The sequence below is a fragment of the Ruegeria sp. AB7 genome (assembly GCF_056542625.1).
This window is the reverse complement of record NZ_JBQGAC010000001.1, coordinates 929,393-943,781: the sequence shown is the minus strand read 5'-3', so window position 1 is coordinate 943,781 and position 14,389 is coordinate 929,393. Positions and strand designations below refer to the sequence as shown.

Annotated in this window: 10 protein-coding genes; 7 read left to right on the top strand and 3 right to left on the bottom strand. The window is 58.3% G+C overall.

Annotated features, from left to right (window positions below):
- Positions 1-27 precede the first annotated feature (27 nt).
- Complete coding sequence (locus tag ACR0EN_RS04735) at positions 28-1,839, top strand: ABCB family ABC transporter ATP-binding protein/permease (protein ID WP_170565844.1); 1,812 nt, start codon at positions 28-30, stop codon at positions 1,837-1,839.
- A gap of 136 nt (positions 1,840-1,975) precedes the next feature.
- Positions 1,976-2,299 (top strand): hypothetical protein, encoded by a 324-nt coding sequence (locus tag ACR0EN_RS04730; protein ID WP_170663717.1) that lies wholly within the window; start codon positions 1,976-1,978, stop codon positions 2,297-2,299.
- Positions 2,300-2,346: 47 nt separating this feature from the next.
- Here the strand turns inward: ACR0EN_RS04730 and ACR0EN_RS04725 are convergent, their stop codons facing one another.
- Both ACR0EN_RS04725 and ACR0EN_RS04720 read right to left on the bottom strand, forming a co-directional pair.
- A complete protein-coding gene (locus ACR0EN_RS04725) occupies positions 2,347-6,162 on the bottom strand; it encodes an efflux RND transporter permease subunit (protein WP_480585413.1) in 3,816 nt (1,271 codons plus the stop codon).
- Positions 6,159-7,382 carry an efflux RND transporter periplasmic adaptor subunit gene (locus ACR0EN_RS04720; protein ID WP_480585410.1) on the bottom strand — a complete coding sequence of 408 codons (1,224 nt, stop codon included), beginning with the start codon at positions 7,380-7,382 and terminating at the stop codon, positions 6,159-6,161. Before ACR0EN_RS04720 ends, ACR0EN_RS04725 begins: the two co-directional genes overlap by 4 nt.
- Positions 7,383-7,608: 226 nt before the next feature.
- Between ACR0EN_RS04720 and ACR0EN_RS04715 the strand changes: the two genes are divergently transcribed.
- The 5 genes from ACR0EN_RS04715 to ACR0EN_RS04695 all read left to right on the top strand — a co-directional run bounded on the left by ACR0EN_RS04715 (position 7,609) and on the right by ACR0EN_RS04695 (position 12,992).
- Entirely contained in the window at positions 7,609-8,280 is a 672-nt protein-coding gene (locus ACR0EN_RS04715; RefSeq protein ID WP_170396370.1) for a hypothetical protein, read from the top strand.
- Between the two features lie 40 nt (positions 8,281-8,320).
- On the top strand, positions 8,321-9,643 hold the full coding sequence (locus ACR0EN_RS04710; RefSeq protein WP_480585407.1) for a PQQ-like beta-propeller repeat protein: 1,323 nt from the start codon (positions 8,321-8,323) through the stop codon (positions 9,641-9,643).
- Positions 9,644-9,692: 49 nt separating this feature from the next.
- Entirely contained in the window at positions 9,693-11,156 is a 1,464-nt protein-coding gene (gene der / locus ACR0EN_RS04705; protein ID WP_480585404.1) for a ribosome biogenesis GTPase Der, read from the top strand.
- A 164-nt stretch (positions 11,157-11,320) separates the two neighbouring features.
- Positions 11,321-12,307, top strand: a complete 987-nt coding sequence (locus ACR0EN_RS04700) for a fatty acid desaturase (protein ID WP_170396376.1) — start codon at positions 11,321-11,323, stop codon at positions 12,305-12,307.
- Positions 12,308-12,395: 88 nt separating this feature from the next.
- Positions 12,396-12,992 (top strand): helix-hairpin-helix domain-containing protein, encoded by a 597-nt coding sequence (locus tag ACR0EN_RS04695; protein WP_480585402.1) that lies wholly within the window; start codon positions 12,396-12,398, stop codon positions 12,990-12,992.
- 52 nt (positions 12,993-13,044) lie between these two features.
- Here ACR0EN_RS04695 and serS read toward each other — a convergent pair whose 3' ends face one another.
- A complete protein-coding gene (gene serS, locus ACR0EN_RS04690) occupies positions 13,045-14,337 on the bottom strand; it encodes a serine--tRNA ligase (RefSeq protein WP_170817939.1) in 1,293 nt (430 codons plus the stop codon).
- Positions 14,338-14,389: the final 52 nt, after the last annotated feature.

The window sequence follows — 14,389 nt, the reverse complement described above, 5'->3', positions numbered from 1 at the left end:
TTTCTCTGACCGCAGTTAAGGTACGTGATGAGACAACCATCCGCGATCAAAACCGACACGGACGAGCATCGTTCGGGCTGGCGAACCATCCGCAAGGTTTCGCCCTATCTTTGGCCCGAGGACGAGCCATGGGTGAAACGGCGTGTCATTTTGGCGATGGCGATGCTGGTGCTGGCCAAGCTGATCGCTGTGTATACTCCCATCCTGTACAAAGGTGCCGTGGATGGTTTGGCGGGCGAAGGTGTACCGCCGCTTGCGTTGGGTGCAATCGGATTGACCGTTGCCTATGGTGTGGCCCGCATGATGACTGTTGGCTTCCAGCAATTGCGGGATGCGTTCTTTGCGCCGGTTGGGCAACGCGCGCTGCGCGCGCTGGCGCTTGAGACGTTCCAGCACATTCACCAACTCTCGATGCGCTATCACGTGACCCGGCGCACGGGTGGTCTCAGCCGGATAATCGAGCGGGGCGTGAAAGGCGTAGAGTTTCTGTTGCGGTTTCTGCTGTTTTCAATCGGGCCGCTGATCCTGGAATTGCTTCTGGTGTCGATCATCCTGCTATGGTTATTCGACGTCTGGTATCTGGTCGTCGTTGCGGTGACGATTGCGCTTTACATATGGTTCACCTTTGCGGTGACCGAGTGGCGCGTGAAGCTGCGGCGCGAGATGAACGATCAGGATACCGAGGCCAACCAGCGCGCCATCGACAGCCTGCTGAACTTCGAAACAGTCAAGTATTTCAATGCCGAAACCCGCGAAGCCGAACGGTATGATGTTTCGATGAAAGGTTACGCGAAGGCCGCGCTGAAGACGGCCTATTCGCTGGCATTCCTGAATTTTGGTCAGTCGTTCCTGATCACATGTGGCCTGATTGGCGTGATGGTTCTGGCTGCAATGGGCGTGCAGAAGGGGGCGCTGACCGTCGGCGATTTCGTGATGGTTAATGCTTACATGATCCAGATAACCGTACCGCTGAATTTTCTTGGCACGGTGTACCGCGAAATTCGTCAATCACTGGTGGATATGGGGCAGATGTTTGATCTGTTGGAACAGCCAGCAGAAGTGATGGACAAACCCTGCGCCCCGAACCTGAAGGTAAATGGTGGGGAGGTCACGCTTGAAGATGTCCGCTTTGGATACGAGCCTGATCGCGAAATCCTCAAGGGCGTTTCCTTGGCCGTACCAGCCGGTCAGACCGTTGCGATTGTCGGCGCCACCGGGTCTGGGAAATCCACAATCGGGCGGCTGCTGTTTCGGTTCTACGATGTCACCGGCGGGTCGCTGAAAATCGACGGGCAGGATGTGCGCGATGTTAGCCAGTCAAGCCTGCATGCCTCAATCGGCGTCGTTCCGCAGGATACGGTCCTGTTCAATGACACGATCCGATACAATATCGCTTATGGGCGAGAAGGTGCGACCCAGCAGGATGTAGAGACCGCCGCCAAATCCGCGCAGATTCATGATTTCATCGTCAGCCTTCCAGAAGGGTACGATACCAAGGTCGGCGAACGCGGCCTGAAACTATCAGGCGGTGAAAAGCAACGCGTCGGCATCGCCCGAACCTTGCTAAAAAACCCGCCGATCCTGTTGTTGGACGAAGCGACGTCAGCCTTGGATACGGATACCGAGCAGGACATCAAAGATGCTTTGGCCCGAGCGGGTGAGGGGCGGACGGTGATCACCATCGCACACCGCCTTAGCACCATTGCCGAGGCCGACCGGATCGTCGTGCTGGAACGTGGTGAGATCATCGAGCAGGGCACGCATGATGAGCTGCTCAGCCGCGAAGGGCGATATGCCCAGCTATGGAACCGTCAACAGGCCGACAGCGAAGCGGCCTAGGCCCGACAGCCTTGACTGCCAATGATTGTGCGGATCGGTTCGAAAAGAAAATCGGCTGCTGTGGTACGGTTTCCGTTTGACGCGGACCCGCCGCCGCGACACTTTGCAGACCGAAACACAGACAAGGAAAAACTTCATGAAAATGCGAGCAGCAGCAGCGTTGACTGCAACACTGTTGATGGCCACATCGGCGGCAGCCGAGGATCTGGAATTCTTGATTATCAACGAAACCAGCTATGACTTGGTTGAGTTCAACGTGTCTCCGGCCTCGTCCGGCAGCTGGGAAGGCAACCTGCTTGAGGGTGGTTATCTGGGCGCGGATTACGAAGTAGACGTCCTTATTGCGGACGGGCTGACCACCTGTGTCTATGACATCCGTGGTATTTTCAGCGACGGAGAATCGATTGAAGACTATGGTCTGAACCTGTGCGATCTGGGCGAATACGCGTTCGTCGAGTAACGGCCATGCCAGAAACGAAAAGGCGAGCCCTTGGGCTCGCCTTTTTTTTATTCCGCCGCCTTCAGCGGTGTTGTCGGGGGATGATCGGGGCGGTCGTCCTGAGCGCTCTGATCTGGGGCAGCTTTGTCCTGTTCATCGGTCCAGATCATTTCGGCTGCTTGCACATCTCTCGCGCTTTGGCCGATTGCCATGTCCTGCGCGATTTGGCTGGATCGGCCCGCCGTGGCGCGTGCCAGCGCCTTACCCAGCCATACCGCGTAGGTTGTGACCCACACTCGCAGCGCCAGGAATGACGGCGTCACGATCAGTGTCAACACCGTGGCGGTACCCAAGCCAAAGACCACCGCCGTGGCCAGCTGTTTCCACCACAATGCCGTGGGGCTGTCGATCGAATACCCTCCGCCGATGAAATCCAGCGACAGGCCGAACATCATCGGGGTCAGACCCGCCATTGTTGTCAGCGTAGTCAGCAGAACCGGGCGGATACGCGCCTCAGCCGTGCGGACGATGGCATCAATGCGAGACATGTAGCCGCTATATTCCTGATAGGTGTCGATCAGAACAATGTTGTTGTTCACCACGATACCGGCCAACGCCACGATCCCGGTCCCGGTCATGATGATCGAGAACGGTTGTTGCATTACCATCATGCCCAGCAACACGCCGGTCGTAGACAGAACCACGGCCAGCAGCACCAGCACCGAGTTGTAGAACGAGTTGAACTGCGCCAGCAGGATCACGAACATCAGACCCAGTGCTGCCAGGAATGCGCTGGACAGGAACGCCTGGCTTTCCGCCTGATCCTCCTGATCGCCGGTCCATTCCCAAGTGATGGTGCGACCAAAAGGATCGGTTTCCAGCCACTCGGTCAGCACGGCAATCCGTTCGTTCGGATTGATCAGGGCAAACCGAGCGTCACCGCTTTCGATGGCGGACCGCACTTCACCCACGTTCTCGGCACCCGTTAGTTGAACGAGTTCGAACTCTGCCCCGTCCGCGCTGGTAATCGTGCTGCCAGTTGGTGTGGCACCTTCACCAATCGCGCGCACGGTTGCCAAACGCAGCTCTGCACCGTCGGGACCGGTGGTCACGATCTTGCTCAGCCCAGGCTCGACATCCGCTTTAACGTCATAGTAGCGCTGTTGATCCGCGCGATTGATCTCGGCGAGCTTAGCCACGGGTTTGCGGGTGACGAAGTTCGACAGGGGGACCAACCCGTCCGGTGTGCGAACTTTCAGCGTATCCAGCGTTGACAGGACGCGATCCTGATCAGGTAAGCGGACACGGATTTCTACCTCTTCATCGGTTGAATCCGGTCGCATTTCACCCAGCAAGATGCCACGCGTCACAAGCTGTACCATCGCGCCAACGGTTGCGACGTCCGCGCCGAATCGACCCGCCTTGGCCACGTCCACGTCGATCTGCCAGTCGATGCCGGGCAGAGGCAGGGTGTCCTCGATCTTGATCAAGCCGGGTGTGGTGTCAAAGGCTTCTCGTGCTGTGATGGTCGCGGCCGTCAGATCCTCCCAGCTATCGCCTTTGATGCGCAGATGAACGGGCTTGGCGGAAGCGGGACCTTGTTCCAGCGCCTGAAGATCAACGATAAAGCCAGGAAGGGTTGCCAGCTCTGCGGTTAGTTCGTCCAGAACAAAATTGCCGTCATATTCCGCCGCGACTTCTTCCTTTGCAAAGCCAAGTAGACCTGCAATCGGTCCCCAGAACCAACCGGTAATCTGTTCAGAGCTGATTGGGCGATCTTCCCAAGGAATGAGCTCGAACTGGACGCGACCAATTGTGTCGGCAGGGGCTTCTGCACCGCCATTGTTCTGATTGAGCCCACCTTCGCCCGCAAAGGCAAATACGTTGATCACCGCCGGGTGTTCGCTGATCACGCGCTCGGCCTCAAGAACCATTTCGTCCTTTTCAGCCAAAGACAGGTTGCCGCGCGCCCGGACATAGGCCGTGGCCTGTTCCGGTTCGCTTTCCACGAAGAATTCAACGCCGCGAGAGTTTTGCGGGAATATGATGAATGCGACCCAAAACACCGCCGCAAAGACGACTGCGATGGACACCACCGGCATGACCGGATTGCCGACCAGGAACTTGATCAAATAACCGAAGGGCGTGTGCTCTTTAGCGGTATGAACATGTTCATCCGGGGCGCGTTCGATCTTGGCAGCACTCAGCGTGACCGACCCAGCGAAGGCGCCGAACAGAAACAGCAGCACGCCAGCAAGTGAACCGCCGGGCAGCAGATAGTTGGGGTTCAAAACCTGCATCGCGCCGAGGAAGATCATATATAATGAAGGCGGCACCAGAAGCACTCGCAGCCACCAAGGCGTGCGGGCTCGCAGCCAGTTCGAGCTGCGCTCGAAACTGCGGCTCATACGGCCCGAGACACCGCCCACGACCGGCAGGTAGATCAGTGCCACAATCAGCGAGGCCGACAGAACGAAGATCAGCGTGATGGGCAGCATCTTCATGAACTCGCCGGGAATACCGGGCCAGAACAACATCGGAAGAAATGCACACAGTGTAGTGGCCGTCGACGAAACAATCGGCCAGAACATCCGTTGCGCCGCCTCGACATAGGCGTGCATCGGACCAACGCCTTCTTTGATGCGCTTGTCGGCATATTCCACAACAACGATGGCGCCATCGACCAGCATGCCTACGGCAAGGATCAGGCCAAACATCACCATATTCGAGATGGTGACCCCGATCATCGCGAGGAAGGCGAAGCACAACAGAAACGAGGTTGGAATGGCAAAACCCACCAACAACGCGGCGCGTGTTCCCAACGAAGCCAGCACCACGATCATCACCAGCGCGACAGCGGTCAGAACCGATCCTTCAAGCTGGCGCACCATTGAATCGACGATGCGGCTTTGGTCGTTTGAGGTGCCCACATCAACAGCGGCCTGCAGTTCGGCTGGCCACTTGATTTGTTCTTCGGCGACAGTGGCTTTGATCAGCGCAACGGTGTCGATCAAATTGAAGCCCTTGCGCTTGACGACCTGCAGCGCGACGGTGGGTTCGCCGTTGAACCGGGCCGTGCCCGCGCGGTCTTCAAACGTATAGTTGATTTCGGCCAGTTCGCCTAAGGTGACCACGCGGTCTCCGTTGACCTTTACGGGCAGGCCATAGACGTCCTGAGCAGTCTTAAATGACGACGGGATCTTGACCGAGAACGTGCCCTGTTCGGTCTCGACCTCACCTGCAGCGATCAGTTGGTTGTTGTTTTGCACAACGTTGATCAGTTCGGCGGCCGTGACGTTGTAGGCTTCGAGCCGCAGCGGATCGATCACGACCTCAAGCATTTCATCGCGGTTTCCGGCAATGCCAGCTTCCAGCACTGCGTCCAACGCCTCAAGTTCGTCCTGCAGATCTTTGGCAACGCGTGCCATCGTACGCTCTGGTACCGGGCCGGTCAGGTTAACAATGACGATGGGAAACTCGGAGAAGTTGACCTCGGTAATCGTGTATTGCTCAGCCCCATCAGGGAAATCAGCTTGCGCGGTGTTCATGGCATCGCGAACATCCGCGATGGTGGCGGATTTGTCCCAACCGAACTCGAACTCCAGCAGAATACCTGCATAGCCCTCGGCGGCGGTGGCTGTCATCGTGTCCAACCCGTCGAGATCGGCCATCTCGGTTTCCATCGGCCTGATCAGCAGGCTTTCGCTGTCCTCGGCTGAAATCCCTGGAAACTGCACCGACACAAAGAGCATCGGGATATCGATGTCGGGTTCACCCTCTTTAGGGAGCCCGACATAAGCATACCCGCCGATGACCAGCGAAATCGCGATGAAAGCCAGCACCATTCTGGCACGGCTTGCGGCCCAACTGACGATACCCGTCATTGCGATGCTTCCTTGTATGTCGGCGCGACCGTCACACCACGTGTGACGAATTCCTGCCCGATCACGATGATATCAGCAGTTTCCGGCAGGCCACCAACCCATACACCATCAGCGGTGTCACGCAGAAGGCGGATCGGAACAAAATCAACGACATTGTCGGCTACCACGGTGCGAACACCAAGCTCACCTTCATTGTTCAAGGTCAGTGCGGATTGGGGCAGCAGATGCGCCTTGACCCCTTCGGCCGCGATCTGAATGTTGGCGGTTTGGCCGTCACGGATCAGCAGTTCCGGGTTTGGCACTGTGATCTCGACCTCGAATGTCCGCGTGGTTTCATCAGCCGAACGGCTGAGGAAGGTCACGCGCCCCTCGACCTGCAGCCCCGTAACCAACTGCGCAGTTGCCATCGATCCGACAATGATCCGATTCACTTCGGATTCAGGCACAAAGCCCACCAGCTTGATCGGATCGAGCTGGATGACGGTTGCGCAGAGCGAGCCGGGCTGCATCAGGCTGCCCAATTCCGCAGTATCACTTTCAAGCAGACCCTTGAACGGTGCGCTGATGGTCAGGCGATCAATCTCGCGCTGGGCGGCTGCTACTGCTGCGGTGGCGGCTTCAATCCCGGCTTGCGTAGCTTCCAGACCGGCCTCGGCGGATTTGATTCCGGCCTCGGCAGTGCTCATTTCGGCTTCGCTTGAGATACGGCGCGTTTCTGATCCAAACCCGGTTTCCGACAGCTTGCGGGCTGCTTTCAGATTGATTTCGGCTTCAGCCAAACGGGCGTGAGCTTCTTCCAGGCGCGCTTCGGCCTCGGGAACGCGGCTTTCGGCCTCAAGCTTGGCTGCCATGGCTTCGGCCAGGCTCGCGGGCCGGGTTCCGGGGTCAAGCTCGCACAGCAGATCTCCTGCTTCGACAAAAGCTCCTTTGCGCTTGGGCTCGGACAGGACTGTCGAAATGGTTTCGGCAAGGACCTCGACCTGGCGGTTTGCCTTGGTCTGACCCCGTAATTGAACGGCGCTGCCGATCTCGCGCGCAGTCGAGCGCAGCACGACAACGCCGATCGAGTCCGGTGATTGCACCGATTCCGAGGCCTCGGTCGCGGTCTCGGATGGCTCGTCTCCGCGACCTGCAAAAGCAAACAGCGCGTCGCGCTCGAAAACAAGAAAATACAACGCAACAATAACCAAAATGGCGTTAACGAATGAAATCAATCGCATGCGGTAGAATCTCCAGATCTGTTCGCGCGGTCGGCTTTAGCCGCTATCCCTTAAAATGGGGCTGTGGCCATGTCTTTTCCATACTGAACTGAATAGTTCGGTTTAGTTTTTTACGCAAGGGTCACCCATATGGTGGCAAATGTATGAATTCGGGCACTTGGCTTGGCCTGATCGCCGGGGTATGACATGGCGCTAGAAAACCGGACACTTAAGCCTGGGGGCAGGGATGAGCGACGCCGACAGTTTTATTGAAGAGGTCACCGAAGAGGTGCGCCGCGATCGCATGTACCTTCTTTTGCGCCGCTGGGGCTGGGTCGGTGTGCTGGCTGTCGTGGCCATTGTCGGGGGCGCTGCGTTCAACGAATACCGAAAAGCACGTGATACCAACCAGGCCGAGGCTCTAGGTGATGCGATTCTGTCGGCGCTGGCTGAAAACGGATCGGCCGAACGGGCACAAAGCCTACAGGCGATCGATGCTGCATCTGTCGGCGGTGACGCGGTTTTGAACATGTTGCTGTCCGCCTCTCAGGCCGAGGCCGGATCGGCGCAAGATGCGGTGAACAGTCTGAACGCGATCGCCACGCAGGGGGATTTGCCCGAAATCTATCGCGCGATTGCAAGTTTCAAGGCATTGCTACTGCAAACTGACACGATGCCAGTGGCGGATCGTCGTCAACAGTTCGAAGCGCTGGCCATACCTGGTGCTCCGTTGCGTCTGCTCGCCGAAGAACAATTGGCCCTGATCGATGTGGCCGAGGGCAATACGCAAGCCGCTTTGGACCGTTTGCAGGCGTTGCGCCAGGACGCCGAGGCCAGCGTCGATCTGCAACAGCGCGCGGCTCAACTGATCGTCGCGCTTGGGGGCGAACCCGAGCCCGTGGCGAACCAGCAGGGTTAACCGGCAGCGAAACGGAACATCACAGGCGAGTTTGTAGATTATGCTATCACGTTATTTCTCAGGCTTCGGATTGCCCGTTGCGGCAGCCGCGCTCACCGTTCTCAGCGCCTGTCAGGAACCCGAAGTCATTCTGCCGGGTGAGCGTGAGGATATTCGTGCCTCCATCGACAACGAAACCGTTGAAACCCGTGGCGCCAAACCGATCAGTATTCCGGCTCAAAGCCGCAACGCCAACTGGTCGCAAAGCGCGGGTACACCCGCCTTCCGCACTACCAACGCAGCGCTGAGTGCCACACCGCAACGTATTTGGTCTGCTAACATTGGGTCCGGCGATAGCCGAAAACAGCGGATCACCGCAGACCCTGTTGTTGCTGGTGGCCTGATATATACGCTCGATTCCGGGGCAAATGTCTCGGCTGTTACGCCCCAAGGGCAGGTCGCCTGGAGTACAAACCTTATCCCGCCGAATGAAAAGGACGGGGATGCCACAGGCGGAGGGCTCGCCTATGCCGACGGTGTGCTTTATGTCTCGTCGGGTTTCGGTAGGTTGACCGCGCTCGATGCGAAATCCGGGGCGCAAAGGTGGCAGAAACGTCTGAATGCAACCGGCAGCGGTGCGCCTTTGGTCAGCGGCGGCATACTCTATCTGGTGGCCGGGGATGAAACCGGTTGGGCAGTGAATACCAAGGATGGCCGGATCATCTGGCAGATCGAAGGCACGCCGAGCGTCGGCAACGTTCTGGGTGCACCTGCGCCCGTGATTGCCTCGGACCTGTCAGTCTTTGCCTTTGGGTCGGGGGATATCGCTGCCACATTCCGCCGGGGCGGCATCCTGCGCTGGACTGCGTCCGTTGCAGGTGGGCGTCGGGGCCGTGCGGCGGCTCAGATCGTGGACGTGACCGCAGGGCCTATGGTGTCGGGTAGCTCTGTCATCATCGGCAACCACTCGGGGCGCACCGTCTCGTTCGACGGTAATTCGGGTGAGCGGAACTGGACCGCACCCGAGGGAGCCGTTGATACGGTCTGGCCAGCGGGGAACAGTGTTTTCCTGATCAGTGATCGCAGCCAGTTGGTACGGTTGGATGCAGCCGATGGCTCGACGGTCTGGGCGATCGATTTGCCGGGCTTTGTCAAGAACAAGCCGGGCCGCCGGGGGCCGATCTTTGCCCATTACGGCCCGATCATGGCCGGAGGACGCCTTGTCATCGCTTCGAACGACGGTTATCTGCGCTTCTTCAATCCCGTTGACGGTGCGCTGGTGCATCAGGTCGAAGTGCCGGGTGGCGCGACCACTGCACCGGTTGTGGCGGGTCAGACGCTCTATGTCGTATCGACCAAGGGCGAACTGCACGCTTTCCGTTGACGACAAGATGCGTTAAAGGGCGCATCTTGAGTCTTGAAAGTTGAGTATCATGTCGCTGACCCTCGCCATCGTGGGGCGCCCGAATGTGGGCAAATCCACCCTGTTCAATCGCCTTGTGGGCAAGCGTCTGGCTTTGGTCGACGACCAGCCCGGCGTGACGCGAGACCTGCGCGAAGGCGAAGGGCGTTTGGGCGATCTGCGGTTTACCGTGATTGATACAGCGGGACTTGAGGATGCGACCGATGACAGCCTTCAGGGTCGCATGCGCCGTCTGACTGAACGCGCTGTGGATATGGCCGATGTCTGCCTGTTCATGATTGATGCGCGCGTGGGCCTGACGCCGACCGATGAGATGTTCGCTGATATCCTGCGCAAACGCTCCAAGCATGTGATCCTTGCGGCTAACAAGGCCGAAGGGAACGCCGCTGACGCGGGTGTGCTTGAGGCTTACAATCTTGGCCTTGGTGAGCCGGTGCGCCTGTCTGGTGAGCATGGCGAGGGGATGACGGACCTCTACGCGCAGCTGATGCCACTGGCCGACGCGGCTGAAGAGGCGCGCGCCGAAGAGACACCGCAAACCGATATCGCGCTGGACGAAGACGGGGAAGGCGAAGCCCCGCTGATCACCGCCGACAAACCTTTGCAGGTGGCCGTGGTTGGCCGTCCGAATGCCGGTAAATCCACCCTGATCAACAAGATCATTGGCGAAGACCGCCTGCTGACCGGCCCCGAGGCCGGGATCACGCGCGACGCGATCAGCCTGCGGATCGACTGGGCCGACCCTGACGGGGGCAGTACCCCAATGCGGATTTTTGATACCGCCGGGATGCGCAAGAAGGCCAAGGTGCAGGAGAAGCTGGAAAAGCTCTCGGTCTCGGATGGCCTGCGTGCGGTCAAGTTTGCCGAGGTTGTCGTGGTTCTATTGGACGCTGCCATCCCCTTTGAGCAGCAGGACCTACGGATCGCCGATCTGGCCGAGCGTGAGGGGCGTGCTGTGGTCGTTGCGGTCAACAAATGGGACATCGAAGAAGACAAACAGGAAAAGCTGCGCGACCTGAAAGAATCCTTCGAACGTTTGCTGCCGCAGTTGCGTGGCGCTCCGTTGATCACTGTGTCGGCTAAAACAGGCCGCGGTCTGGAACGTCTGCGCGCCGCGATCCTGCGTGCCCATGATGTTTGGAACCGCCGGGTGCCGACCGCAGCGCTGAACCGTTGGCTGACCGCCATGCTGGAACAGCACCCGCCGCCAGCCCCGCAGGGGCGCCGGATCAAGCTGCGGTATATGACGCAGGCCAAGACCCGCCCGCCCGGGTTTGTGGTCATGTGTTCGCATCCGGACAAGATGCCTGACAGCTATTCGCGTTATCTGGTCAACGGCCTGCGCGAGGATTTTGATATGCCGGGCACCCCTATCCGCCTGACGTTGCGCGGACAGGGCGATAAGAACCCCTACAAAGGGCGGCGCAAGAAAAACGCAGGCGCACTGGCCAAGCATCTCAAGGGACGGGCGTAACTGCGCTAATTTCAAGCATTTTCAGAGAGGGGGCGTGACAGCCCCGTTTCTGCGCGTTAGCATTCAAGCACGTGCATTTGTTTTGCACGTGCTGCTTGTTTGCGGGATCTCCGCACTTAATTTTGAATTTGTGATTGGTCGGACCTCCGTGGGGAGCGGGCGTGATGGATCTGAGAGAATATACAAGACAATACGCGGTACAGGACAACAAGCTTGCCGCGCTAAGTTATTTCGGAACATTCGCGGTGTATTTCGCATCGCTTACATTGGCGATCACCTATGTCGACCGCTGGTACATCATGATCCCGGCCGGGATCGTTTTTGCCTTCTCTGCCGTGCGTCTCTATGTCCTGCAACATGATTGCGGGCACCATTCGTTGTTTGAAACGCGCGAGCAGAACGAATGGGCTGGCCATGGGTTATCGCCCTTCACATTTGCCCCGTTCGAGGTGATGAAGCAGAACCACAATCTGCATCACGCCGGAATCGGCAACCTCGAGCATCGCGAGACCGGTGAAATCCACACCATGACGCTGCGCGAATGGAACGAGGCGGATTGGAAAAAGCGTTTGTTTTACCGACTGTATCGGAATCCCTTCATTCTGGTGCCGGTTGGCGCGCTATTCACATACTTCATCCGCTATCGCTGGCCCAAGAACACCGTGCGGTTCGGCGTGATGGGCGTGGTGCTGCACAACCTCTCAATTGTTGTGTTTTTGGGGCTGCTGTATTTGATCGCCGGTGCCACCGGCATTCTGGTCTGGCTGGTGTTTTCGCTGCTGGGCGGGATGCTTGGGGTGTTCCTGGTGTATTTGCAGCACAATTTCGAAGACACCTACTGGGATCGCCGCCCCGAACTGGATCCGAAGCTGGCTGCGTTGGAGGGGTCCTCGGCGCTGGATTTCGGCTGGTGGTTCGATAATGCGGTGGCCTGCATCACATTGCATGACATCCACCATTTCAATGCCCGCATCCCATCTTACCGGCTGCGCGCGTGCCACTATAACCTGCCGCCAGAATACACACCGCGACGGATTAAGTTTCCCGAGGCAGTGGCGGCGCTGAATCTGAAACTATGGGATGAAGACGCCAAAAGACTTGTCCCATTTCCCAGCCGAACTGCAGGCCATCGCCTGGCCGAAAGCGGGTAACCTCCTATCTAATTCTTGAATTGGCGCTCTGTCAGGAACGTATGTGCTGTGCGTTTACAATCTGGGGGAGTTAACGAAAGGAAACGAAATGACCGCAGTTACCGAGGTGCGTGGCGTAGGGCCAGCGCTGGCTAAGGCCTTGAATGCAAAGGGCTACAAAACAGCAGAAGCCATTGCCAAGGCCAAACCGGAAGATCTGTCCGGCACCCCGCGGGTCGGTTCCACTCGCGCAGCTAAGCTGATCGCGGCTGCGAAAGAAGTCGTTGGTGCCAAGCCCAAGCCCGCGCCCCGCGCTGTCACCCGCAAGCCTGCAGAGCGGAAATCGGCTGTGCAGCGCGCGACGGCCAAAAGCAATGCGGCTGCGAACAAGGCCGAGGCCGAGCGTAAGGCGGCAAAGGAGCGCGCGGCGGCAGAACAGGCCGCTGCCGAGGCCAAAGCAAAGAAAAAGGCGAAAGCCAAGGCCAAGGCTGAAAAGGCGGCCAAGAAGAAGTCTGAAATGGAGGCGGTGTTTTCCAAAGCTAAGGAAAAGGTCAAAGAAAAGTCCAAGAAGGGTAAGAAAAACAAGAAGCCCAAAAAAGACGTTAAGAAAAAGGACGCCAAAAAGAAGGACGATAAGAAGTCTGATAAGAAGAAGTCCGACAAGAAGCCCGGAAAGAAGAAAGATAAGAAAAAGGCGAAGAAGTGATACTTCTCCGCCTTGTCTGATCGGAAACCGGCGCCTAAATGCGCCGGTTTTTTTATGTCAGCGTGCCGTTGGTCTGAAGGGTTAGCTTGCCGCCCAGATAGGGTGCCAGAACCTCGGGCAGGGTGACCGTCCCATCCGCATTCTGACCATTTTCCAACACAGCTATCAGGCAGCGCCCCACGGCCAGGCCCGAACCATTCAGGGTATGGACATATTCTGGCTTGCCCCCGGCCTCTGGCCGGAAGCGCGCATTCATGCGGCGCGCCTGAAAATCCCCGCATGTCGAGACCGAGCTGATCTCGCGATAGGTATTTTGGCCCGGCAGCCACGCCTCGATGTCGTAAGTGCGTCGTGCACCAAAGCCCATGTCGCCGGTGCACAAGATCACGGTGCGATAGGGGATGCCCAGCTTTTCAAGAATGCCTTCGGCGCAGCGCAGCATACGCTTCTGTTCATCATCCGACTTGTCCGGATGGGTGACCGAGACCATCTCGACCTTTTCGAACTGGTGCTGCCGCAGCATCCCGCGTGTGTCCTTGCCCGCACTACCAGCCTCGGACCGGAAGCACAGCGAATGCGCGGTATAGCGGCGAGGCAGGTAACTCTCCTCGATCATCGTGTCGTTGACGATGTTGGTCAGCGACACTTCGGAGGTTGGAATCAACCACCAGCCTTCGCGGGTCTGATAGCTGTCTTCTCCAAACTTCGGCAACTGGCCGGTGCCCTGCATCATTTCCGAGAGAACCAGAACCGGGCCGTTGACCTCGGTCAGATCATTCTCGTTGATATGGGTGTCCAGCATGAACTGCGCCAAAGCGCGGTGGATACGCGCGACGCCGCCCGACAGCAGCACAAAGCGCGAGCCGGAGAGTTTGGCAGCCGTCTCAAAATCCATGCCGTTTTGGACGGCATCGATTTCGAAATGCTCTTTAGGTGCAAAATCCAATTCGCGTGGTGTGCCCCAGCGGTTGACTTCGACATTGTCGTTCTCATCCGCGCCTTCGGGCACATCCTCGGCGGGCAGGTTCGCGATGCGGATCAGCTGGTCGGCCAGCAGAGCATCCAGATCCTTGGCCTCGGTCTGCATCCGCGCCACTTCGGCCTTTTTCTCGGCGACCAGAGCGCGCAGGCGTTCGAATTCAGCTTCATCCCCGCGCCCTTTGGCAGCGCCAACCTCTTTGGAGGCCTTTTTCTGCTCGGCCTGAGCTGTCTCAGCAGCCAGAATCTTGGCGCGGCGGCTTTCGTCCAGCCTCAGCAGGTCTGACGACACCGGCGCGTCCCCACGGCGCGCAAGGGCGGCGTCGAAGGCGGCTGGGTTTTCGCGTATGGCGCGGATGTCGTGCATGGTTCAGATCCTTAACTGCGTGAATCACTGAATCCGCTTATGCACCATCTGA

Excerpts from the sequence above, each read along its gene's own strand:
- ACR0EN_RS04735 (WP_170565844.1), top strand. The coding sequence starts at position 28 with ATGAGACAACCATCCGCGATCAAAACCGACACGGACGAGCATCGTTCG.
- ACR0EN_RS04730 (WP_170663717.1), top strand. The coding sequence starts at position 1,976 with ATGAAAATGCGAGCAGCAGCAGCGTTGACTGCAACACTGTTGATGGCC.
- ACR0EN_RS04725 (WP_480585413.1), bottom strand. The coding sequence starts at position 6,162 with ATGACGGGTATCGTCAGTTGGGCCGCAAGCCGTGCCAGAATGGTGCTG.
- ACR0EN_RS04720 (WP_480585410.1), bottom strand. The coding sequence starts at position 7,382 with ATGCGATTGATTTCATTCGTTAACGCCATTTTGGTTATTGTTGCGTTG.
- ACR0EN_RS04715 (WP_170396370.1), top strand. The coding sequence starts at position 7,609 with ATGAGCGACGCCGACAGTTTTATTGAAGAGGTCACCGAAGAGGTGCGC.
- ACR0EN_RS04710 (WP_480585407.1), top strand. The coding sequence starts at position 8,321 with ATGCTATCACGTTATTTCTCAGGCTTCGGATTGCCCGTTGCGGCAGCC.
- der (WP_480585404.1), top strand. The coding sequence starts at position 9,693 with ATGTCGCTGACCCTCGCCATCGTGGGGCGCCCGAATGTGGGCAAATCC.
- ACR0EN_RS04700 (WP_170396376.1), top strand. The coding sequence starts at position 11,321 with ATGGATCTGAGAGAATATACAAGACAATACGCGGTACAGGACAACAAG.
- ACR0EN_RS04695 (WP_480585402.1), top strand. The coding sequence starts at position 12,396 with ATGACCGCAGTTACCGAGGTGCGTGGCGTAGGGCCAGCGCTGGCTAAG.
- serS (WP_170817939.1), bottom strand. The coding sequence starts at position 14,337 with ATGCACGACATCCGCGCCATACGCGAAAACCCAGCCGCCTTCGACGCC.